This window comes from Pseudomarimonas arenosa (assembly GCF_014841215.1).
GTDB classification, from domain to species: domain Bacteria; phylum Pseudomonadota; class Gammaproteobacteria; order Xanthomonadales; family Xanthomonadaceae; genus Pseudomarimonas; species Pseudomarimonas arenosa.
In genome coordinates, this window is record NZ_JACYTR010000076.1 from 1 (window position 1) to 21,808 (window position 21,808).

The 21,808-nt window shown below is 63.8% G+C and carries 24 protein-coding genes; 12 read left to right on the forward strand and 12 right to left on the reverse strand.

Annotated features, from left to right (window positions below; all coding sequences use genetic code 11):
* Positions 1-186 precede the first annotated feature (186 nt).
* On the forward strand, positions 187-1,473 hold the full coding sequence (locus tag IFO71_RS19775) for an acetyl-CoA C-acetyltransferase (protein ID WP_192031414.1): 1,287 nt from the start codon (positions 187-189) through the stop codon (positions 1,471-1,473).
* Between the two features lie 71 nt (positions 1,474-1,544).
* Positions 1,545-1,880 carry a zinc ribbon domain-containing protein YjdM gene (locus IFO71_RS19780; protein ID WP_192031415.1) on the forward strand — a complete coding sequence of 112 codons (336 nt, stop codon included), beginning with the start codon at positions 1,545-1,547 and terminating at the stop codon, positions 1,878-1,880.
* Between the two features lie 62 nt (positions 1,881-1,942).
* Here IFO71_RS19780 and IFO71_RS19785 read toward each other — a convergent pair whose 3' ends face one another.
* Genes IFO71_RS19785 through IFO71_RS19795 form a run of 3 tightly spaced genes read right to left on the reverse strand, consistent with a single transcriptional unit; the run spans position 1,943 to position 5,163 of the window.
* Positions 1,943-3,214, reverse strand: coding sequence for a heme biosynthesis HemY N-terminal domain-containing protein (locus IFO71_RS19785; protein ID WP_192031416.1), 1,272 nt, complete (start codon positions 3,212-3,214; stop codon positions 1,943-1,945).
* The gene (locus IFO71_RS19790; RefSeq protein WP_192031417.1) at positions 3,211-4,356 is read right to left on the reverse strand and encodes a uroporphyrinogen-III C-methyltransferase; all 1,146 of its coding nucleotides are present in this window, start codon (positions 4,354-4,356) and stop codon (positions 3,211-3,213) included. Before IFO71_RS19790 ends, IFO71_RS19785 begins: the two co-directional genes overlap by 4 nt.
* Before the next feature lie 33 nt (positions 4,357-4,389).
* The gene (locus tag IFO71_RS19795; protein ID WP_192031418.1) at positions 4,390-5,163 is read right to left on the reverse strand and encodes a uroporphyrinogen-III synthase; all 774 of its coding nucleotides are present in this window, start codon (positions 5,161-5,163) and stop codon (positions 4,390-4,392) included.
* 73 nt (positions 5,164-5,236) lie between these two features.
* Here IFO71_RS19795 and IFO71_RS19800 point away from each other — a divergent pair, with 73 nt between their 5' ends.
* Positions 5,237-5,710: a YiiD C-terminal domain-containing protein gene (locus tag IFO71_RS19800; RefSeq protein WP_192031419.1), complete on the forward strand. Its 474-nt coding sequence runs from the start codon at positions 5,237-5,239 to the stop codon at positions 5,708-5,710.
* A gap of 2 nt (positions 5,711-5,712) precedes the next feature.
* Here the strand turns inward: IFO71_RS19800 and mutM are convergent, their stop codons facing one another.
* Positions 5,713-6,525 (reverse strand): bifunctional DNA-formamidopyrimidine glycosylase/DNA-(apurinic or apyrimidinic site) lyase, encoded by an 813-nt coding sequence (gene mutM / locus IFO71_RS19805; RefSeq protein WP_192031420.1) that lies wholly within the window; start codon positions 6,523-6,525, stop codon positions 5,713-5,715.
* A 114-nt stretch (positions 6,526-6,639) separates the two neighbouring features.
* Here mutM and IFO71_RS19810 point away from each other — a divergent pair, with 114 nt between their 5' ends.
* The 3 genes from IFO71_RS19810 to IFO71_RS19820 all read left to right on the forward strand — a co-directional run bounded on the left by IFO71_RS19810 (position 6,640) and on the right by IFO71_RS19820 (position 8,748).
* Positions 6,640-7,842: a DesA family fatty acid desaturase gene (locus IFO71_RS19810; RefSeq protein WP_192031421.1), complete on the forward strand. Its 1,203-nt coding sequence runs from the start codon at positions 6,640-6,642 to the stop codon at positions 7,840-7,842.
* 33 nt (positions 7,843-7,875) lie between these two features.
* A complete protein-coding gene (locus tag IFO71_RS19815) occupies positions 7,876-8,199 on the forward strand; it encodes an EF-hand domain-containing protein (protein WP_192031422.1) in 324 nt (107 codons plus the stop codon).
* Between the two features lie 198 nt (positions 8,200-8,397).
* Positions 8,398-8,748 (forward strand): hypothetical protein, encoded by a 351-nt coding sequence (locus IFO71_RS19820; RefSeq protein ID WP_192031423.1) that lies wholly within the window; start codon positions 8,398-8,400, stop codon positions 8,746-8,748.
* 679 nt (positions 8,749-9,427) lie between these two features.
* Here IFO71_RS19820 and rpmG read toward each other — a convergent pair.
* The 8 genes from rpmG to IFO71_RS19860 form a co-directional block, all read right to left on the reverse strand.
* The gene (gene rpmG, locus IFO71_RS19825; protein ID WP_141518690.1) at positions 9,428-9,592 is read right to left on the reverse strand and encodes a 50S ribosomal protein L33; all 165 of its coding nucleotides are present in this window, start codon (positions 9,590-9,592) and stop codon (positions 9,428-9,430) included.
* Positions 9,593-9,606: 14 nt separating this feature from the next.
* Positions 9,607-9,843, reverse strand: a complete 237-nt coding sequence (gene rpmB, locus IFO71_RS19830; protein WP_192031424.1) for a 50S ribosomal protein L28 — start codon at positions 9,841-9,843, stop codon at positions 9,607-9,609.
* A gap of 240 nt (positions 9,844-10,083) precedes the next feature.
* Positions 10,084-10,410, reverse strand: coding sequence for a lipid-A-disaccharide synthase N-terminal domain-containing protein (locus IFO71_RS19835; RefSeq protein ID WP_192031425.1), 327 nt, complete (start codon positions 10,408-10,410; stop codon positions 10,084-10,086).
* Positions 10,403-11,128: a glycosyltransferase family 2 protein gene (locus IFO71_RS19840; protein WP_192031426.1), complete on the reverse strand. Its 726-nt coding sequence runs from the start codon at positions 11,126-11,128 to the stop codon at positions 10,403-10,405. The genes IFO71_RS19835 and IFO71_RS19840 overlap by 8 nt, the downstream gene beginning before the upstream one ends.
* A gap of 22 nt (positions 11,129-11,150) precedes the next feature.
* Positions 11,151-12,056 carry a ParB/RepB/Spo0J family partition protein gene (locus IFO71_RS19845; protein WP_192031427.1) on the reverse strand — a complete coding sequence of 302 codons (906 nt, stop codon included), beginning with the start codon at positions 12,054-12,056 and terminating at the stop codon, positions 11,151-11,153.
* Positions 12,022-12,807 carry a ParA family protein gene (locus tag IFO71_RS19850; protein ID WP_192031428.1) on the reverse strand — a complete coding sequence of 262 codons (786 nt, stop codon included), beginning with the start codon at positions 12,805-12,807 and terminating at the stop codon, positions 12,022-12,024. The genes IFO71_RS19845 and IFO71_RS19850 overlap by 35 nt, the downstream gene beginning before the upstream one ends.
* 174 nt (positions 12,808-12,981) lie before the next feature.
* On the reverse strand, positions 12,982-13,617 hold the full coding sequence (gene rsmG / locus IFO71_RS19855; RefSeq protein ID WP_192031429.1) for a 16S rRNA (guanine(527)-N(7))-methyltransferase RsmG: 636 nt from the start codon (positions 13,615-13,617) through the stop codon (positions 12,982-12,984).
* Positions 13,618-13,668: 51 nt separating this feature from the next.
* Complete coding sequence (locus IFO71_RS19860) at positions 13,669-14,121, reverse strand: SPFH domain-containing protein (RefSeq protein ID WP_192031430.1); 453 nt, start codon at positions 14,119-14,121, stop codon at positions 13,669-13,671.
* A gap of 213 nt (positions 14,122-14,334) precedes the next feature.
* Between IFO71_RS19860 and IFO71_RS19865 the strand changes: the two genes are divergently transcribed.
* The 6 genes from IFO71_RS19865 to IFO71_RS19890 are packed head-to-tail and all read left to right on the forward strand — an operon-like array spanning position 14,335 to position 21,460.
* Entirely contained in the window at positions 14,335-15,282 is a 948-nt protein-coding gene (locus IFO71_RS19865; RefSeq protein ID WP_192031431.1) for a hypothetical protein, read from the forward strand.
* Positions 15,272-15,637: a hypothetical protein gene (locus tag IFO71_RS19870; RefSeq protein ID WP_192031432.1), complete on the forward strand. Its 366-nt coding sequence runs from the start codon at positions 15,272-15,274 to the stop codon at positions 15,635-15,637. The genes IFO71_RS19865 and IFO71_RS19870 overlap by 11 nt, the downstream gene beginning before the upstream one ends.
* Positions 15,627-16,757, forward strand: a complete 1,131-nt coding sequence (locus IFO71_RS19875; protein ID WP_192031433.1) for a hypothetical protein — start codon at positions 15,627-15,629, stop codon at positions 16,755-16,757. The genes IFO71_RS19870 and IFO71_RS19875 overlap by 11 nt, the downstream gene beginning before the upstream one ends.
* A gap of 13 nt (positions 16,758-16,770) precedes the next feature.
* Positions 16,771-17,925 carry an AAA family ATPase gene (locus tag IFO71_RS19880; RefSeq protein WP_332309423.1) on the forward strand — a complete coding sequence of 385 codons (1,155 nt, stop codon included), beginning with the start codon at positions 16,771-16,773 and terminating at the stop codon, positions 17,923-17,925.
* Entirely contained in the window at positions 17,922-20,336 is a 2,415-nt protein-coding gene (locus IFO71_RS19885; RefSeq protein ID WP_192031434.1) for a DUF5682 family protein, read from the forward strand. Before IFO71_RS19880 ends, IFO71_RS19885 begins: the two co-directional genes overlap by 4 nt.
* Complete coding sequence (locus IFO71_RS19890) at positions 20,333-21,460, forward strand: VWA domain-containing protein (RefSeq protein ID WP_192031435.1); 1,128 nt, start codon at positions 20,333-20,335, stop codon at positions 21,458-21,460. Before IFO71_RS19885 ends, IFO71_RS19890 begins: the two co-directional genes overlap by 4 nt.
* Positions 21,461-21,808: the final 348 nt, after the last annotated feature.

The window sequence follows — 21,808 nt, forward strand, 5'->3', positions numbered from 1 at the left end:
AAAGTTCGCCTTGAACGGTACACTCTGTCATGACGGCGTGGTCCTTGTTATTCAGCGTAGACAACTGAATCTTAAGGGAAAACCACGCCGTCACTCATTCTTCTGATGAAATATCCGGGCTAGAGCACAGTCTCGGTAGCCCTCTGCGTTATCATCGGGGACTAGCCCGCAGCGAGTTCGATAGCGATGAAAAAATCCCGCCCAGTGCGTCCGGTGGCTGTGATCGGTGGTATGCGCGTGCCGTTCTGTCGCAACAACACCGCCTACGCCGATGTTGGCAACCTTGGCATGTCGATACGCACCCTGGGCGCCTTGGTCGAGCGCTTCGGCCTGCAGGGTGAAACCTTGGGTGAAGTGGCTCTGGGGGCGGTGCTGAAGCACAGTTCGGACTGGAATCTCGGCCGCGAGGCGACCTTGAGCTCGGGGCTTTCACCGTCGACGCCGGGCATCACCATGCAGCGCGCCTGCGGCACCAGTCTGGATACCTGCATCGCGATCGGCAACAAGATTGCATTGGGTCAGATCGAGGCCGGCATCGGCGGCGGCTCCGACACCACCTCGGATGTGCCGATCGCGGTCAGCAAGCAGTTCCGCCGGCGCTTGCTCGATCTCAACATGGCCAAGACCGGCGGTCAGCGATTGGCTGCGCTGAAAGGCTTTTCGCCGCGCGAACTGGCACCGGAGTTTCCCGGCGTCGGTGAGCCGCGCACCGGCAAGAGCATGGGCCAGCATTGCGAGATGATGGCCAAGGAATGGCAGATCAGCCGCGAAGCACAGGATCAGCTGGCCTACGAGTCGCACAGCAAGGCGGCGGCAGCCTATGAGCGCGGTTTCTTTGCCGATCTGGTCACCTCGTTTCGCGGCGTCAGTCGCGACAATATCCTGCGATCTGACACCACGGTCGAGAAGCTGGCAGCACTGAAGCCGGCCTTCGACAAGACCTCGGGCCAGGGCACCCTGACCGCCGGCAATTCCACGCCGCTGACCGATGGTGCGTCGGCAGTGCTGTTGGGTAGTGATGAGTGGGCGGCGCAACGCAAACTCGATGTTCAAGCCTATCTGGTCGATTCGCAGGTCGCTGCAGTGGACTTCGTGCATGGTGAAGGCCTGCTGATGGCGCCGGCCTGGGCGGTGGCTCAGCTGCTCAAACGGAATGGTCTCACCCTGCAGGATTTCGACTACTACGAAATCCACGAGGCCTTTGCTGCGCAGGTGCTGTGCACCTTGAAGGCCTGGGAGTCGGAGGACTTCTGCCGCAACAAGATCGGCATCGACGGCGCCTTGGGCGAGATCGATCGCAGCAAGCTCAATGTGGTGGGTTCCAGCCTGGCGGTCGGTCATCCGTTTGCCGCTACCGGTGCCCGCGTGGTGGCCACTGGCGCCAAGCTGCTGGCCGAGAAGGGCAAGGGGCGGGTGCTGATCTCGGTCTGCACCGCTGGTGGTATGGGTGTGGCGGCCATTCTCGAGCGCTGATCGCCATCGCACGCCACGCCGGCGCGTCGGCGTGATAGATGAAACTATAAGTTCAGAGAGTCCGCCAGCCTATGTCTGATTTGCCAACCTGCCCCGCCTGCGGTGGGCAGTACACCTATATCGATGGTGCCATGCACCTGTGCCCGGAATGTGGTCATGAGTGGAATCCGGCCGAGCCCGCCGTCGACGCAGGTCTGGATGTGCGCGATGCCAACGGTCAACGACTGCAGGATGGCGACAGCGTGACCGTGATCAAGGATCTGAAGGTCAAGGGCGCCTCGGCTGCACTGAAGGTGGGCACCAAGGTCAAGAATATTCGCCTGGTCGACGGCGATCACAACATCGACTGCAAGATCGATGGCTTTGGCGCGATGAAGCTGAAGTCGGAGTTTGTGCGCAAGGCCTAGCTAGCGATTACTGCAGCGTGCAGAAACCAAGTACCTAAGCAGTCTGCTCGCCCGGACCGACCTCAGTCCCAGCGAAACTCGCGGCTGGTCGGCTCCTTGGGTAGCAAGGGCATGCCCATGCTGCCGCGCTGCTCCAGCACCACGGCCTCCTGCGCCGCCGGCAGCAGGGCACGCACCGGCTGACTGGACTCACCTCGGCTCAGGCGTAGCGCATTCTGCAGGGCTTGCTGGGCGCGGGCATGATCACCGCGATCAATCCACAGGGCTGCAAAGCATTCCCACAAGGCGATCGATTCGTGGTCACGGGCGCGATTGAGGAAGTCCTGCGACTTGCCCCATAGCTGTTCGCGCCGACACAGTTCGCCCAGGCTGAGCAGCAGGCCATGGCTCAATGGATGCGCCTCCAGCCAGCGCTCGGCGCGCTTGATCGCCTTGCGCGGTTCGCGCGCCTGCAGGAATCCGTACAGCCCAGCTAACTCTTCGTTCCACTGCTTGTCGAGTAAGTCTTCGATCGGATCGGCCATGCTCTGGCTCTGAGCAAGGGCGATACCGCGACGCGCCAGAGCCACCGCAATCGCCGGGTCACGGCGCTGCGCCTTCGGCAGGGCTTGCCAGCGCAGCAGGGCCTGCTCGCCGCTGTCGGCCTGGCTGATGATGGCCATGCTGACTTCGCGCTCCAGCTCGATCAGCGACTCGCCCTCACGCAGCTGGCTCTTGCGCAGACTGGGCAGTACCAGTTGCGCATCGTCCGCGCGGCCTACGCCAATCAGGGCGAACACACGCAATTCCAGCGCACGCGGGCTGCCGGCCGCGGTGCTGCTGTCGAGCAGGGCCAGGGCTTCTTCGGCGCGGCCTTCGCCCAGCAGGCGCTGGCACTCGACGATGACGAAGCCGCTCTCGGCGCCGGCCCGGCGCGCCTTGTCGAGATAGCGCAGGGCCGACTCGTTGGCGCCTGCAGCATGGGCATTCTGCGCCGCCAGCAACAGGGCGGTGGGGGCGTGTTCGCGCTCACGTGCGGCCTTGGCGAAGGCGCGGTCGGCGCGCTCCCAGCGCCCCTCGATGCTGGCCTGGATGCCTTCCAGGACCCGTTCGCGGGCCTTTCGCTGACGCCGCCGCCGCCAACGCCGGAACGGATAGCGCAGCAGCTTGATCAGGACATAGAGAAGGGCCAGAGCCAGCACTGCCAGCGCCAGAGCGACGGCCAACGAGGTTTCCAGCGCCCAGCCGTGCAGGGTGATCAGCACATAGCCTGGATCGACGCTCAACCAATGCCAGCCGAAGGCGCCGAGTACGCTCAGCGCGACCAGGGCGAGCAGGCTCCAGAAGGTCCTCACTGGGCTTCAACCTCGAGTGTCGCCTCGGTCGCCGGCGCCGGGTTCGATCTCGGCCCGATCTGGGCGTTGGCGCTGCGCGCCGCGCGGATCGCCCGCAGCTCGCGCAAGGTGGCGCCGATATCATCGGTCGCAGGCTGCAAGGGCAGTGCTTCCAGCTCGTCCAGCAGGGCGCTGGCGGAGACCACCGCCGGCGCATCGGGGTCGAACAGGGCCACCAGGTCCTGTCGCGCCAGCTGCACCGAGTCGCGCAGTTGAGTGCTGCGGCCGGCTTCCAGTGCTGCCAGCGCCAATCCCAGCTGCAGGCGCAGGCTGGCCATGCGGGTGGCGCGCTCCAGCGGTGTCAGCACCGCCTGGCCCTCGCTGAGCGGGCGGATGCGTACCAGCTGATCGAGGATCTGCTTCCAGCGCGCCTGCTCGACCTGCTCGGCCGCGCGTCGCTTGGGTGCTGCCGGCAGCCGTTCCAGGCCAAGCATCAGATCGGCCAGACGTCGCCGCGCCGCCTCCAAGTTGCTGGCCGGCGATTGCCGCAGCTGCTCCAGTTCGGCCGCCAGGGTCAGCTTGAGGGGGGCGAAGGCTGGTTCCTCGAGGCTGTCCAGGGTGTCGGCCGCCAGCTGCATCGCAGCCAGGGCTGTCGGCAGATCACCGAACAGCTGCACTCGCTGCTCGGCCGCGCTGAGCAGGAATTCTATTTCACTCAGGCGCAGCGCCTGATCGGCGCCCTCGCGCTGGGCGGTGAGGCGACTGACGGCATCTTCCAGCAGGGCGGCACGCTCGGTCATGCCGAGCAGCTCTTCGCGCATCACTCGGAGCGTAGCCTGATTCTCGCCCTGTTTGCTCTCGATGCTGCGATTGCGCTCGCTTTCGCTGCTGATTCGTCGATCCAGTGAGCCCAGGCGCGCCTCCAGCTGTTCGGCCACGTCCTGCCATTCCGCCAGACGCCGCTCGGCCACTCGTCGTCCTTCCAGCATCTGCCAGGTGGCCAGGCTGCCGCCCAGCAGAACCAGGATCAGCAGCAGCCAGGGCCAGGGGGGGCGGCGAGACCGCGCCTCTGGCGCCGGGCTCGGCTCGGCAGCGGCAGGCGGGGAGGGCGGGTTGGAATCGGCTTTCGAGCCGAGCTCAGTCGTATCCGTCACAGTATTCACGCGGCTGGGCGACAGTCGCCAATGGCCACCATGCTACCGAAAGGGCGCCTGCTTGGCATACGCAAGCGCCGCCATGAGCAGATCGTCCGGCTGCGCCGATCGCGCCACAGTCGCGATTGGCAGCTGCCGTTCGGCCAGGGCGGCAGCGATGCGCTGGCTGCTCGCCAGCAGTGGCCAGTGGCGGCTGATCGCTGCCAGCTCGGGGTCCTGCAGCCAGGCGATCAGCGCGTCGATGCTGCTGATTGCCAGCAGTGGCGGCGATGGCAGTGCCAGCAAGGCCTGCCGTCGTGGCGCCGCCAGCTTTCGCGCGACGCGTTGATACAGGTCGATCCGCTGCACCCGGCAACCCTGCGCAGCAAGCTCACTGTCGATCAGCCCGCGGCCGCCGACGCCGCCCAGCAGCCAGACGTCGGCGGCGCCCTGTAGCGCCGGCATGGCGAGCAGAGCCTCACTGCTGGCCTGCTGTTGTGGATGTTGCACACGCCGCGCACCGGCAGCCTGCAACGCCGCCGCCGTGCCCGGGCCCACCGCCAGCTGGATGCCGCGGAACTCGCTCAGATTGATCTGTCGACTGGCCGCTTCGACAGCGAAACGACTAGTGAAGAGGCAAAGCTCGGCTCGCGCAGCCTGGTGCAAGCGTTGCGCGGTCACCTGGTTGAGCAGCAGGCGGCGATGCAGTACCGGGGCGCTGATCAGGGTGCCGCCGGCCTGCGCCACCTGTCGCGCCAGACGCCGCAGCTCGCTCGCCGGCCTCAGTACGATCAGGCGTAAACCATTCAGTGGCGTACGGTTTTCTGCGGTAGTCATTGATTCACACAGGCCAGCTTCATGCCAGTACGATAGCGCCCCCGAGCATGCCCGAGTGCGGGTCGAGACGTCGATGAATCCGGAAGTGGAATGCAGCCAGCGCTTGGCCCGCTTGCAGGAAAAACTCAGTTCGATGCCGCCAGTGGCGGCGATGCAGATTCGCGTGCACGGCTTCGAGCGTGGCGAACTGCAGCTGATGGCCCCGCTCAGCCACAACGTCAATGACAAGGGGTCGGCGTTTGGCGGCAGTCTGGCCGGCTTGATGACCCTGGCCTGCTGGGGCAGTGCCAGTCTGGCCCTGGCGCGTGCCGGTTTTGAAGCGGCGGAAGTCTATGTTCAGGACTCGCAGGTCAGGTATCTGGCGCCGCTGTATGACGATCTGATGGCTGCCGGGCGCTTGCTGGACGGCTTCAGCTGGGACGATTTCGTGCGCGCATTCCGCGAGCGCGGCAAAGCGCGGGTGACGCTGTGCGCCGAGGTGCGCTGTGCCGACGGGCGCGTGGCGGCCAGTTTCGAGGGGCGCTTCGTCGCCCTGCGGCCGGGCTGAACTCAGCGCTGACAGCGCGGACAGTAACAGCTGGCGCGCTGGCCGAGTCGCAGCGTTTTCAGCGCTGTTGCACAGACGCGGCAGGGCAGACCTTCGCGGCCGTAGACCAGCAGCTCCTGTTCGAAGTAGCCCGGCAGTCCATCGGGATTGAGGAAATCGCGCAGGGTCGTGCCTCCGCGCTCGATCGCATAGTTAAGAATGTCGCGAATGGCCGCCGCCAGCGCCTGGTAGCGCGCCAACGACACCCGACCGGCTGCCCGGCGCGGATCAATGCCAGCGCGAAACAGGCTTTCGGCGGCGTAGATATTGCCGACGCCGACCACTGTGGCCTGGTCCATGATGAAGTTCTTGACCGGCCCGCGGCGGCCGCGGCTGAGACGAAACAGGCGCGCGCCATCGAAGTCATCGGAGAGCGGTTCCGGTCCCAGCTCGGCCAGCAGTGGATGGGTTTCGCCGGCCGCTTGCCATAGCAGGCAGCCGAAACGTCGCGGATCGGTGAAGCGCAGCACGCGCCCGGAGTCGAGCTGAAGATCGATATGATCATGGCGGCCCACGGCCGTGCTGGCGGGCAACACGCGCAGCACGCCGGACATGCCGAGATGAATGATGGCGCTGCCGAGCGCGTTGTCGAGCAGCAGATACTTGGCGCGCCGCCGGGTGGCGAGGATCTCGCGACCGATCAGCGCCCGCTTGATCTCAGCCGGAATTGGCCAGCGCAGTTCGCGGCGGCGCAGCACCACGTCGTCAACCCGGCGGCCAACTAGATGCGGCTCAATGCCGCGGCGGGTGGTTTCAACTTCAGGTAGTTCAGGCATGGCGCCGTTCTGTTCACATTTCCGGCAAGATTCACTGGCGTGGCCGCGGCACTGCAGGTACGGTGTGCGATTGGAGTCGACCCGATTGTAGTCGGCATGATGGAAGGATTTCAGATGAACCCCAGTTTGTACCAGTGGCTCACCGAAGGCTTGGTTGGCAGCGACTGGCCGATGCTGTTGATCACGTTCGCGGTGATGGCGCAGCTGACCATTTTCTCGGTCACCATTTACCTGCATCGTTGCCAGGCGCACCGCGGTGTCGATCTGCACCCGATCGTCAGTCACCCGATGCGCATGTGGCTATGGCTGACCACCGCCATGGTCACCAAGGAGTGGGTGGCGATTCACCGCAAGCATCACGCCAAATGCGAAACCGCCGAAGATCCGCATAGTCCCCAAATCCATGGCATCGGCAAGGTGGTGTTTCAGGGCGTACAGCTGTACCAGATCGCCAGCGACGACAAGGCGATCATGGACAAATACGGTGCCGGTTGCCCGAACGACTGGATTGAGCGTCATCTGTACAGCTGGATGCCTTCGCTGGGTCCAACCGTTCTGCTGTTCGCCGAAGTCGCTGCGTTCGGTGTGATCGGCATCAGCTTCTGGGCCCTGCAGATGCTGGTCATTCCGGTGCTGGCCGCCGGCATCGTCAATGGGCTCGGTCACTGGTGGGGCTATCGCAATTTCGAAACCGACGATACCGCCACCAATCTCACGCCCTGGGGCCTGGTGATCGGTGGCGAAGAGCTGCACAACAATCACCACGCTTTCCCGAGTTCGGCGCGCTTTGCCCTGCGCAAGTTCGAATTCGACATCGGCTGGGCCTTGCTGCGCGTGTTCGAATTCCTGGGCCTGGCCAAGGTGCGCCGGGTGGCGCCGCAGCTCGATCTGCGCCCCAATATCAGCCTGCCCGATGCCGCCACCCTGCGCGCGTTGATGGTGCATCGCTACAAGGTGATGACCGACTACTTCAGCGGTGTGATCGTGCCGACCTGGCGCGAAGAAGCGCAGCAGGCTGGCGATACTCTGCGTCAGCTGCCGCGCCGCCTGCGCCGCGCCCTGGTCAATGACGGTCGCTGGCTCGATCCAACCCAGCGCGAGCGCCTTAGCCAGTGGATTCAGCAGCATCCGCAGATGGTCACGGTGTATGAGTTCCGTCAGCGTTTGCGCGCGGTGTACGAGCGCTCCGGGCAGAATGCCGATGCCATGCTGGAGTCGTTGCGACAGTGGTGTCGTGATGCCGAGGCATCGGGCAATCGGGCGCTGCAGGAGTTTGCCGCTCGCCTGAAAGGGTATGCGCTAGCCGGCGCGGCCTGAGTGTTGTCCCGCCTGCCAGGCGCTGCAACATGCTTGGCAGGCTTGTTCTTGGTCGCTGCCGCCAGTGCGCAAAATGCTGCTGACGAGGCCAGACGCGCCTATTTCACCGGATTCGACCTGGATCGCGATGGCTGGGTCAGTCGCGACGAATACCTGGCCTACCTGCAGCGTGGCTTTGACGCCCTGGATCTCAATGCCGATGGCGTGCTTGATGCCGGAGAACTGCCGGTGGCGCAGCGAGGTCAACGTATTACCAACCGCGACAGCCATCGCCGTGCGGTGCTGCGTGCGTTCGAGCGACTCGACCGTGACCGCAATGGCTGGCTCGATCCGGTCGAATTGACCTCGCCGCCCTGACAGGCTGCTGAAGAACCTGCGTCCAGCAGGTCTTCAGCGCGCGCCGTCCGTGGCGCGCAAAATCAGGCTGCTGTGAAATGAGTCTCAGTAGCCTGCCAAGCTCGGACGATTTGCCAGCAAGTCTCCCGACCCATTGCGCAAGACCTGCAACAGCGCTGCAATAGGCGGGCGCGATCGGCGCATCTCGGGGGACGTGTCATGCGATTGGCCAAGTGGGTGGCAGCGGCACTGGTGATTGGACTTGCATTTACCGCGCTGGCGGCAAGCTCCAAGGTGAAGATCATCAACCAGTCGGACTGGGAGATTCACCAGCTGTTCCTGTCGCCGGTGGATGAAGAAGACTGGGGCCCCGATCAGCTCGGTGACCAAGTCATCGGCTCCGGCGCCTCGTTTACCCTCACCGGCATTCCCTGCGATGAATACGACGTGCAATTGGTCGACGAAGACGGCGACGAATGCGTGGTCGGCGGCGTGGCCCTGTGTGGCGATCGCGAGAACTGGGTGATCACCAATGAAGATCTGCTGACCTGCCAGGTGCTGACTGAGTAAGACATGCTGCCCGCGCAGCACTCGGGCATGCAACACCGGGTAGGTGAACCACTGCGACAGGTGAAATATCGGGCTGTCGTACTTCCGGGCTTGGCCAGGAGCAGGCCGTCTGGGCTGCTCCCTTCTCCCTGTGGGAGAAGGTGCCCGAAGGGCCGATGAGGGTACGAATACGCCGTGAGTGTGGTTGCAAGCGACCATTGAGGAAACCGGGCCCTCAACCCCGGCCCCTCTCCCACGGGGGGCGGGGGGGGCGCTTCGGGTCGCCGCCACGCTGGCTGAGCTTGTCGAAGCCAGCCGGCCAGCATTGCACCCTCAATGCTCGCGTGGGCAGCTTCAGGGCTCGCTTCGGTGAGGCACCCTTCGACAGGCTCAGGGTGCGTCAAGGCGATTTCATCGCTACAGCCCTCGGACCACCCGCCCTTTGGGCTGTCTCTCAGTGCGAACAGGGCAGGCCATCGTCCGGTTCGGGTCGAGATTCGCATTGGGGTTTCTGCGATCCGCCGCTATTCGAGGCCCCGTGCGGGTGCGCCAGTCTTGCACGCTTGAAGCCGCTATCAACTGCGCTGGCATTGACTGGCAGTCAGAATCGCCTCAAGACGTCGCGGGAATAGTGGCAACAATTGAGGCAAAAAAAAGCCCGCCAATCGGCGGGCTTTTTTCGACCTCGGCGGACGATCAATTACTTGATCTTGCCTTCCTTGTACATCACGTGCTTGCGCACGACCGGGTCATACTTCTTGATTTCCATCTTCGCCGGGGTGTTCTTCTTGTTCTTGTCGGTCGTGTAGAAATGACCGGTGCCGGCCGACGAGATCAGGCGGATTTTGTCGCGCTTGGATGCCATGGCTTAGGTCCTCCTCAGATCTTTTCGCCGCGGGCACGCAGATCGGCCAGAACCGATTCGATGCCATTCTTGTCGATGGTGCGCAGCGCCTTGGACGACACTCGCAGACGGACCCAGCGATTCTCGCTCGGCACCCAGAACTTGCGCTCATGCAGGTTCGGCAGCCAGCGACGACGGGTTTTGTTGTTGGCGTGAGAAACATTGTTACCGGTCTGAACGCCCTTACCGGTGACTTTACAAACGCGTGCCATTGCGCACCTCGTAGATTTCATGGAATCCGACTTAGCCAGTCGGAAAGCGGCCCCGCCGTTGCCGGCACGTAATGGGAACATCGCTGTCTGGCGCCACTTCATCACGTCGAAGTCGGCTGGGTGGGCCTGAGCCCAAGACAGAGAGCCGCGCATTATGGTTGAACGGGCGTGTCACTGCAAGTCGATCATGACGTGGGTCGACGCCATCAACAGGTCGAGTCAGCCGAACGTGGCCTCGACTCAACTCAAGCCGCGATCGCTATGCCAGCCGTGGTGACTGATATCCAGCCACAGGCTGTAGGCCGCGGTGAAGGTCGGAAACAGGTTCTGCAGCACGCCCACTGAATCCTGCTTGGCCGAGAACATGAAATAGCTCAGGGTCATGAAGCTGCCGGCCAGGCTCATGTACCAGAAGGCGCGCGGAATCACCGGTCGCTGCGCCCGCTTGCTGGCGATGAACTGCACCAGCCAGCGGCCGCCGAACATCAGGGCGCCGGTGTAGCCGATCAGCTTCCAGGGCGTGACGTGCAGCCCGGTCCATTCCAGCCAGAGCAGTTCTTCATTCATGCGCGCTGATCTCGTCTACAGCTGTGATCTTGGCCCGGCGGATCAGCCAGGCCACGCCGCGCAGATCGCTGATGCCGACCAGGGCGCGGTTGAGATTGTTGTACTTGGAGACGCCGGAGCTGCGGCCGCGATGGTTCACCGGCACGCTGACGGTCTTCCAGCCGGCGCGCTGCATCAGCGCCGGCAGGTAACGATGCATATGATCGAAGTAGGGCAGATCGAGAAAGGCCTCGCGCTCAAACAGCTTGATTCCGCAGCCGGTGTCCGGCGTGCTGTCGCGCAGCATGCGCGAGCGAATGCGATTGGCCCAGCGCGAGGCCCAGCGTTTCGAGCTGCTGTCGACGCGATTCACCCGCCAGCCGGCGAACAGCTTGACCGAGGCATTGGCCCGGTCGCGCTCGGCGAGCAATTTGGGAATGTCGGCCGGGTCGTTCTGGCCGTCGCCGTCCAGGGTTGCTATCCATCGTCCCCGCGCCGCCTTGATGCCGTTGCGCACGGCGGTGCTCTGGCCGCTCTGTTTCTGGTGGCGCAGCACCCGCAGCTCGGGCACCTCGCGGGTGATCTGCTGCAGCCGGTCAGGCGTGGCGTCGCTACTGTGATCGTCGACATAGACGATCTCGAAGGCCAGTTTGCCGCGCAAGGCAGCAATGATTTCTTCAATCAGCGGGCGGACGTTGTCCTGCTCGTTGAACACCGGCACCACAACGCTCAGTTCCATCGGGAGTTCCTAACGTCTGCAATCAGCGGCGTAAGCGCTCCAGTATGCCGTCGAGCTGGTCAAGGTTGTGATAGCTGATGACCAGCTTGCCGCGACCTCCACGGCTGTTCTTGACGTTCACTTCGGCGCCGAGCGAATCGGACAGCTCACGCTCCAGGGCGGCAATATCCGGATTGTGCTTGATCGGCTCGGGCTTGCGAACGTCCTGGCTTTGCTTCTGCGCATGCTGAACACGGCGCTCAATCTCGCGCACCGTCCAGCCTTCATCGGCGGCCTGGCGGGCCAGGGTTTCGGCCAGCGCGACCGGTAGGGTAAGCAGGGCGCGGGCATGGCCCATTTCAATCTTGCCTTGCTCCACCAGCTTGCGCACGCCATCGGGCAACTCCAGCAGGCGCAGCAGATTGCTGACCGCGGCACGCGAGCGGCCCACGGCATCGGCAGCTTGCTGGTGGGTCAGGGCGAACTCGTCGATCAGGCGATGCAGCGCCGCGGCCTCTTCCAGGGGGTTGAGGTCTTCGCGCTGAATATTCTCGATCAACGCCATGGCCAGGGCGGTGTGATCGTCGATGTCGCGGACTACCACCGGCACATCACGCAGTTCCGCCATCTGGGCAGCGCGCCAGCGGCGCTCGCCGGCAATGATTTCGAACTTGCCGGCGCTGATCTCGCGTACCACGATCGGCTGGATCAGGCCCTGGGCACGGATCGAGTCGGCCAGTTCCTGCAGGCGGGCCGGGTCCATCTGGCTGCGTGGCTGGTACTTGCCCGGCTGCAGCTTCTCAATTGGCAGTGACTTCAGTGTGTCCTCGGCCTTGGGGGTTTCCGCTTCATGCAGTCCGCCGCCCAATAGCTCACTCAACCCGCGGCCAAGGCCGCGCTTCTTACTCGCCATCTCAGCTCTCCTTAGCGACTGGGGCGTTGCGTTCATGGCGCAGCATCTCGCCGGCCAGGCCGAGGTAGGCAATGCCGCCGCGCGAGGCGCGGTCGTACTCGATGATGCTCTGGCCGTGGCTGGGTGCTTCGGCCAGGCGTACATTGCGCGGCACCACGGTGCGGAACACCTTGTCGCCAAAGTGCTGGCTAAGCTGGGCCGATACGTCGTTGGCGAGATTGTTGCGCACGTCGTACATGGTGCGCAGGATGCCTTCGATCTCCAGGCCAGGATTGAGCCGTGACTTCACCGCCTTCAGGGTATCGGTCAGCGCCGACAGACCTTCCAGGGCGAAGTACTCGCACTGCATCGGCACGATCACGCCATCAGCGGCGGTCAGTGCATTGATGGTCAGCAGGTGCAGCGAGGGCGGACAGTCGATCAGAATGTACTGATACTCCTTGCGCAGCGGCTCCAGCGCCTCGCGCAGCCGGTGCTCGCGGGCCAGGGCTTCCATCAGCTTGAGTTCGGCGGCGGTCAGGTCGCCATTGCCCGGTAGAACGTCGTAGCCGCCGTGGCTCTTGATGATGGCATCACGGGCGCTGCACTCCTCCAGCAGCACCTCACAGCCCGAGCGGGTGACATCGTGCTTGTTCACGCCGCTGGCCATGGTCGCATTGCCCTGCGGGTCGAGATCGACCAGCAGCACTTTGCGCCGCGCCTCATGCAGAGCAGCGGCCAGATTGACCGCGGTGGTGGTCTTGCCGACGCCACCTTTTTGGTTGGCAATGGCGATGATTCGCCCCATGGGAGATCCCCGTTTGCGTATGCGTTCAGATGGCCGCGCAGCCAGAGGCCAGCGCCAGCGAGCCGGGGATTATCCCACGGACAGACGTCGCGTCGGTGACCGTGCTTTCAGCTTCGCCTTCTTGGTATGCCAAGAGCGGGCCGGAATCTTCGCTCAAGCCGGTGGCGCGCCGATTCAGCCCAGCTTTTCGATGCGCAGCAAGTGGCGTTCCCCAATCAGGCCCGGAACGGCCAGGGGGCGGCTGTCGAGCAGGCGATAGCCGCTCGGCAGAGCCGCCAGTTCGTCGTCCGGGTACTTGCCTTTCATCGCCAGCAGCAGTCCGCCCGGCTGCAGCAAATGCCCTCCCAAATCAAGCAGTTGAGTCAGGGTGCCCAAGGCGCGGGCTGACAGCCGATCATACTGGCCAGGCCGATCCAAGGCCTCGGCTCGGCCTTCCACCACGTCAACGCGGGCGCCGAGATCGAGTTGGCGAACGGCCTCGCGCATGAAGCGGGCCTTCTTGCCGGCGCTTTCCACCATGGTTACGCGCAGATGCGGGCAGGCCAGGGCCAGCGGAATACCGGGCAGCCCGGCGCCCGAGCCGATGTCGACCAGACGTTGCTGGTCAAACTCGGTGGCGATGCTGAGCGAGTCGAGCAGGTGCTTGCTGACCATCTCGGCCGGATCACGGATGGCCGTGAGGTTGTAGGTCTGGTTCCAGCGCGCCAGCAGGTCGAGGTAACGCCGCAGGGCGTCGGCAGCGGCCGGATCGAGCCCGAGCTCAGCCAGACCGGCCAGCAGTTGCGATTGAATCGGATCGTGCGCGCTCATCGGGCGATCGAATGCCAGGGCGCGCCAGCATACGGGCTGGCGCCCTCGGCGTCAGCCGGCCAGGCGGCAGCGAATTACTCGCAGGCCGAGTTCGGCCAGGCGTGCGTTCAGGTCCTGCATCAATTGCTGAGCCAGCTTGCCCGGCTCATTCTCGGCGCCGGTCGGTGCCAGGGCACGCAGCCGATCCGAGGTCAGCTTCTCGACCAGGGCGTCGACATCGTCGAGTGCCGCACCGGTGCGCTGCGGCTCCAGAATCTGAAAATACACCTCGGCGCGCGCGCTGGCGGTGGTCGGTACGGCGACCTGATGGCCGACCAGGTCCACCTCGTGGGCGATCTGATCCAGCACCGGAATGGTGAAGTGCAGGCCGGGCGCCAAGGAGCGCACGAAGCGGCCGCCGCGATGCAGGGTATAGGCGCGGCCCTCGGGCACCCGGCGCAACCCCGCCACCACGACGGCGGCGAGAGCGGCGAGCAGCACAGCAATGGCGGTTCCGACGTCCATAATGATCATCAGCTTACGCGGTGTTATTCAGCAATTACTGCAAGAATCTTGGGCTAAGTATAGCGCCAGTTAACGGCGATTTTACATCCTCGATTCGACCAAAATCGCGATCGTTTGCACAAAATGCAGGGCTCGTTCATGTTTTCCGTGCCTGGTGCCTGTCGCAAGCGTTGGAGATGGTACAAAGCGCACAACTCGGACGGCTTCCAAACAATGACGCAAGACCTGTGGACCGCACTGTTCCCCCACTTTGCGGCGGACTGTACCTTTGGCCTTACTGTCCGCACAGCCCATCACGAATGCCTGCGTTTGACTCTGGATTATCACTTCGGACTGGTTGAGCTATTTCGGCTCGACGCCCATGGTTCGCTCGGTAGGCTGATAACCGCAGCGCAAGGGAAGAAACAGGATCTGCGAGCAACCCTGGTTGAACTGCATGCACGGCAGGAATTCACTGTGTGCCTGGATACCTTCCAGATGAAGCTGGAGAATCGCAAGCCGCGCGCGGAACTTGAGCGGATGACGCTGGCCTGGCTCGTCGATGCTCTACAGCTGAGCCCGCCGACCGCCAAGGACTGGGCTGCGGGTCGACGCGCCTTCAAGCAAACCTTGCAGGAAGAGAAGCAGCGCCGACGCGAAGCCAAGGGCGTGCTATCGGCAGCCGAGGTGGCACGCGCAAGACCCCTGTCAACCCGCGACGCCGATAGTTTTCTGGCCGCCTTGGAAGTGCGGCTAAGCCAGCCAGAGCGCATCTCCAAGGCGTTGGCGATGCTGCGGCACACCGGCTTCCAGCTGTATCACGATGTCAGCGACGATGCCTTGGCGGGCGTGGTCAAGAGTCAGACCGATCCCGATCTCACCTATGCCTGTCGTTTGACCGCGGCGGGTGAAGTCTGCTGTTGCACGCAAAACCTCAATGTCTGCGGTGGCCTGCGCGGCGCGGCGTGTAAACATCTTCTGGTGCTGTTGATCGGGCTGGTGCGTGCCGGGGAGGTCGATCCGGCCAAGGTCGATGCCTGGATGGCATCGAGCGTCGGGCAAAAGCCAAAGCTCGATCGCGAGCTGATGGGCGATGTATTCCTGCGCTATCGCGGTGCCGAGGCGGGCGAACTGGACTGGCGACCGACCGAGACCGTGCCCGAGGACTACTATGCCTATTGAGTCCGCTCAGGGCGACGCACTCGCCCTGGTTGAGCACTTGACCGAGTTGTTGGATGCTGCCGTGGTGCGCGGATTGCGGGCGATGCGGGCCGAAGACATCGCCCGCCTGTCGCATCATCGGGATGAATTGCGTGAGATCGGGGCTGAACACCTGGCTCAATCGCTGGATCGCCTGCTGCAGGCCCTGGCCGATGGTCATCGCAGCAGCGCCGCCGCCCTGCTGAAAGCGCGCGCCAGTGTGCGCGTGTTTGAACGCTTGTTGAGCCTGCGTACCGTGACGGCGGCCCTGCAATCGGCCATCCAGGACGCTGCTGGCGACGCACTCGACGAAGCAGAGGAAGCGGATGCGGACTGAGGCCGAGACGCCAGCACAGCAGCTTGCCCTGTTGAAACAGGCTGCCGATGCGGTGGAGGAGATTCTGTTGGCGGGGACCACGACTGCCTCGCAATCGACCCAACGCAGTTTGGCGGCGGCGTTCGAAGAAGTCTCACGAGCGCGCTTTCTTCGGTTGGGCTCGACCCTGCGCATCGTGCTGGAGGAGCTGAAGCGTTTGCAGACCGCACCCGAACGTTTTTCCGGCTCACGTCTGGCATTCTTCCTCGATCGCGCCTGGCTGCTTGCCCGCACCAGTCGGCGCGCCCTGGAAACTGATGATCAAGCCTTGCAAGCGCGATTGACTGCTGGGCCTGCCAATTGTCCTGTCAATCAGATGAATCTGGCCCTGCTTGGGGTGATGAAACGACATGTTCCAGGTGCCTTCAGTGCGTTCGAGTTTCGCCTGCGTCTGATCGAGGCGCTGGAGGTCGATGGCGCGCGGCTCGAGCCGGGCACGCCGATGCTCTATTCCCTGGTGTTTCCGGCCCGTGCCGGGGCCGAGGTGCCGCCTGAGGCCTTTCTAACCTTGCAGCAAAAGCAGGGCTTTCGCCCGACCGACTTGCTGCAGCATAAGCAGATCGTGCTGGAGAACGCGGCCCTGAGTACCGCTGCACCCTGGCGTATCGCCTTGGGTCCTGAGAGCAAGCTCAATCTCGCTGCTGAGCTCGATGATTGGTCGGCGTGGGTCGACTGGTCGCCGCGCGCCTGGTTGCAAAAGCTCAAGGCCCATCGGCCCGATCCGCTTGAGCTGGCGGTGGAACTCAATGATGAGGTGCTATTGCGCGATTGGCGGCTGACGACGCCCTTCGAGATTTCCGAGCAGCCGGGTCGAGGCCCAGAGCAGGTGGCCACGCTCGCTGCCTGCGGGATGCATTGGACGCTTCGCGTCGATGCCGCTGAGAGCCACCTGCTTCAGGCGATCGAGACAGCGCAGGCGGGGGCCGAGGGCGGCCCGGCCTTGTTTGCGATGGCGCACGTCGAGCTAGGGCGTGCCGTGCTTACGCCCTTGAGTTTGCTTGACGCTCGTCCCGCCTACATCACCATCAGCGAAAAGCAGATCGATAAAGCAGCCTTGGTCAAGGCGCTCAACAAACCATGAGAGAGGATCGACTGTGAGCAAGAAGAGCCAAGCGACGGCAGAAGCAGAAATCGATGAGGTGTTGCGCCGACCGGCTGAGCAGGAATACGCCGCCGAGTTGGAAGCGCTGCGGCAGAATGACCAGGATCCGCGTCCGAGCAACTGGCAGCTGTCGCCACGTGCGGTACTGGCCTATGTACTGGGGCGCAAGCCCCTGAAAGCCAAGATCGCCGGCAAGTCCACCGAAGTGGCGATCAGGCGCAAGTTCTTCGGCGACGACACCCTGGTCGAACGTGCCATCGTCACCCTCGCCTCGGAGCGCGCCCTGCTCCTGGTCGGCGAGCCCGGCACGGGAAAGAGCTGGTTAAGCGAACATCTGGCCGCGGCCATCTGTGGCAACTCGACCCTGGTCATTCAGGGCACTGCGGGCACCACCGAGGAACACATCAAGTACTCCTGGAATATCGCCCGGGTGATCGCCGAGGGGCCGCGGGCGGAGAACCTGATCCCATCGCCATCCATGGTGGCGATGCAGCGCGGCGCCTTGCTGCGTTTCGAGGAAATTACCCGTTGTGTGCCGGATGTGCAGGACGCCTTGGTGTCCTTGCTGTCGGACAAGCGGATCGCCATCCCCGAGCTGCCCGGCGACAGCGGGGTGGCTGCTCGGCCTGGCTTCAATATCATTGCCACCGCCAACTCGCGCGATCAGGGTGTCAATCAGCTAAGTGCGGCCCTGAAGCGGCGTTTCAACTATGTGCATATCCCGCTGATTGCCGACAAGGCCACCGAGATGGAAGTGGTGCGTGAACGCAGCGCGCAACTCATCGCCCAGTACAATATTCCCAAGACCCTGGATACCCCGATCATTGAACTGTTGACCACGGTGTTCCGGGAGATCAGGCTGGGTCGCAGCGAGGAGGGGGTTAGCCTGAAATCGCCGAGTACCACTTTGTCCACTGCCGAGGCGATCGGCGTTGCCCTGGATGCCGCCCTGCACGCGCGTTACTTCGGCAATGGCGAGGTCGGTGCCGGCACCTTAGCTAGGCATTTAATCGGCTCGCTAGTGAAAGAAGATCTGGCGGACCTGGCAAGCTTGAAGGAATACGTCACCCTGGTAGCGAAGAAGCGTGCCGATGGCGCCAAGCACTGGCGTGAATTCGTCCAGGGCGCGCAAACGGTGCTCGGGTGAGCGAAGCCCAGCGAGCCACGTCGCCCGGCGCCTCTGCGCTGGCGGCTCTGCCGGAAGCCGAGGTGATCGTGGCACAGGTGGATGCGGTACTCGGTGATGACCTGTACTGGTTCCCGCTGCGCCATCACTCGCCGACCGCAGCCCACGTGCTCGCTCAGGTCATCGCCCAGCGCCGACCAAAGCTGCTGTTCCTCGAAGGGCCGGCGGGAATGGAAGCGCTGTTGCCGACCGTATGCGAGCAGGACAGCAGGCCGCCGATCGCCCTGTACAGCAGCTTTCGCGATGATGACTACCAATTGGCAGCGGCCGATCTCGAGCAAGCGGAACCGTTGCAACTAGCGTCGTGGTACCCCCTGCTCAGTTATTCGCCGGAATACGTGGCGATCAAGGCTGCGGCGAGTATCGGCGCCGAGCTGGTACTTATCGACCTGCCCCATTACGCGCAGTTTCGCCTCAATGGCGAGGCCGAAGCCGAGGCCGTCGATGACGAGGCGGCGATCGAGCGCGCGCTGGAGCACAGCCGCTTCTATCAGGGGCTAGCCAGGGCCGGCGGATTTCGGCGCTGGAACGAGGCCTGGGACACCCTGTTCGAGCATGGGGCGCTGGATGTCGATGTTGAGGACTATCGGCGTTCCCTGGCCTTGTTCTGCGCGGCCGCCCGCGCCACCTACCACGATGACGAAGCCGCGGTGACCCGGGCCCGCGAGCGCTTCATGTGGCGGCGTATCCAGGCCCAACTTCAGGAACGTGGTATCGACCCAGGGCAGGCCATGGTGGTCTGCGGTGGCTTTCATCTGTTTCTCGACCGCCATGATTCCGATCCGCTGCCCGAGATTCCGTTGGGCACCGTGCATCAGGCCCTGGTGCCGTACAGCTACTTGCGCTTTGCCGAGCAGGCTGGCTATGGCGCCGGCAATCGGGCACCGCGCTTCTATCACACCTTGTACGAATCGATCCGTCGCGGTGCACCGCAGACCGCCATCACTACTCATTCGATCGAAATCCTGCAGGCCGCGCGGCGTCGTGGAGAACGTCTGGCCAGTGCCGACGCGATCGCGGTCGAGCATCATTGCCATTTGCTGGCCCAGCTACGCGGTCGCCAGCAGCCGACCCTGGATGATCTGGATGACGCCCTGATCACCTGTTGTGTGAAAGGTGACCCAGACACCGATGGTGCCCGCCTGCGCAAGATCATGCTGGAGACCCACATCGGCAATCGAGTGGGCAGGGTGAGCGCCCGGGCCGGCCGCCTGCCCCTGGTCAGCGATTACTATCGCCAACTCGACCGGCTGGAGCTGGCATCGCTGGTCGAACACGAACAAGTCAGTCTGTTGAATCTCGACCTGCGCCAGCCACTCGATCGGGCCCGCTCGGCCTTTCTGCATCGCCTGCGGCAGATCGGCGTCGGCTTGGGCGAACTGCGCAACGAGCGCGATGTATTGGGAAACTCGATTTTCAAGGAGCGCTGGCGTCTGAGCTGGAACGTCAAACTCGAGGCGGCCCTGATCGAGCGCAGCCTGGACGGTGATACCGTTGTGGCTGCTGCATTGACCTCACTGACGCGGGTGTTAAGTGCGGTCGATCACGATGCCGCGCGCAGCTGTCGGTTGCTGTACGAGGCGCTGGCCATGGATTTGCCGGACATCATCGCGCGGGCGGCCATGACCTGTTCTGAGGCGGTCGACAATGACAGCCGGTTCGTCGCCTTGGCTGATGCCCTGGCCACCCTGCGGGTTCTCGAACGCAGTCTGCACAGCCAGGCCTTGCGCGAAGGTCAATTAGCCGAGCTGCTGCTGCGTACCTGGGATCGCGCCTGCTTTGCCCTGCCGGAGGTGCATGCGGCGCCGCGCGAACAGCATGCCGCGATCATCGACGCTCTCAAGGGCCTGGCCGAACTGGCTCTGGCGCGCGACGATCTCGACCCTGACCTGTTCGCCGCCAGCGTCCACAGCGCGGCCGACATGACTCCAGTGGCTGAGCTGCGGGGCGCCTTCCTGGCCATCCTGGTCGAGATTCGGCGGCTGGAATTCCAGCTGATGGCCGATGAGCTGGCGGCGTTCGCCGACACCAGTGAAGAGCGGCAATTGCTGGCCGGCGACTTCCTGCATGGAGTACTTTCGGTGTCGACCACCGCCCTGCTGTTGGGTGCCGACGCCCTGGTGCGCGCCATCGACCACATCCTGCTGGCGGTGCGTGGTGAGGTCTTCCTCGCCATGTTGCCGCGGCTGCGCGCTGCGGTCGAACTCCTGCATGCGCGACACCGCGATGCACTATGTGAAGCCGTGGCGCGTCAGTTGGGTTTGAAGGAACATCGGCTTGATCGCCCATTGCGCAGCAGTGCGGCCGCCCAGGCTTTGATCGTCGAACTCGACCGTGAAGCGGCAGAGATCATGGCGGAGTGGGAACTTTGAGTAGGGATCACAGCAGCTTGCCGCGCTGGCGCACCGTGCTGGGGCGCGAGTATGCCGAGCGACACGGCCTGGGAAGCGGTGCTGGCGGTGCGGAGATGGGCGAACTCGAACGTGCCGGCGAGCTGCTTGATTTCCTGTTCGCCGACAGCGAAGGATCGAACAAGCAGGGTGCTAGCCAGTCGGGCGGTCTGACCGTGGCGCACTGGGTACAGGAAGTTCGTGAGCTGTTCCCGCACAGCGCCAAAGAGGTGCTGGAGGGGGAGCTGGTGCGCCGCCGTGGCATCGGCGAACTGCTTTCACAGCCGGATCTGCTGGAACGGATCGAACCGAATGTTGAGTTGGTCAAGACCCTGATCAGCCACCGTGACCTGCTCAATCCAGAGACCCGGGTGCTGGCCCGCAAGATCATCGATCAAGTGGTGGCCGAACTGCGTGAGAAGCTGAAACTGCAGGTGGAGCCTGCCCTGATCGGCGCCCTGCGGCGCGATCGTCACTCACCACGCCACGTCGCTCGCAATCTCGATCTCAAGACCACGGTGCGGCGCAATCTTCGCCACTGGGACGCGGCAAGCGAACGGCTGCTGGTCGAGCGCTTGTATTTTCACGCCGCCGAACGCAAGCAGCGGCCATGGAATATCATCATCGCCGTTGATCAATCGGGTTCGATGCTCGACTCGGCGATCTTCAGCGCCATCATGGCATCGATCTTCGCTGAGCTGCCAACCTTGAAGACCTCCCTCTTCCTGTTCGACACCCGCATCGCCGATCTCACTGAACAGGTCGGTCAACCGGTCGACGTGTTGATGCAGGTACAACTCGGCGGCGGCACCGACATCGGCATGGCCATGGCCTATGCCGCCACCTTGGTGCGCGAACCTGCCCGCAGCATCGTCGTCCTGATCACCGACTTCTACGAAGGTGGTGACGCCGCCAGTCTGGTGCGCAATGTCGCCGAACTGTGTGAGGCCGGTGTGCGCTGTGTTGGCCTCGGCGCCCTCGGCTACGACGCCCGCCCGCAATACGACAAAGCCATGGCCAAACGCTGCCGCAAGGTCGGCATGGATATCCTGCTGTGTACGCCCGAGCGTCTGGCCGAAGCGATGGCCGAGATCATTAGGGGCTGAATAGCCGGGGTTCGCGATTCGGGATTCGCAATAGCGAGTTGACGCTGTCGGTGTCCTGAGCGAGTGACAAGAGGATGAGTGAGCCATGAAACCCGCGTCATATCGTTGTCGCCAGCAATAGATCAGCGATTCAATAGGCTATCCCGGATATTTCATGAGGTCGCGGCGAAAGATCCGGCAATTCCAAGCGGGGCGAGAGTTTCGACCGATGGTGTTGAGATAACAGAGTGTTCGCGGTCTTTCGGCGCTGGCACGGCCCTCATTCGGCCGCTGCGCGGCTACGCAGGGCATTCGCCCTGAGGTCCTTTGCGCCGATTGCCGCGTTGTTCGGCTGCTACGCAGCAACGG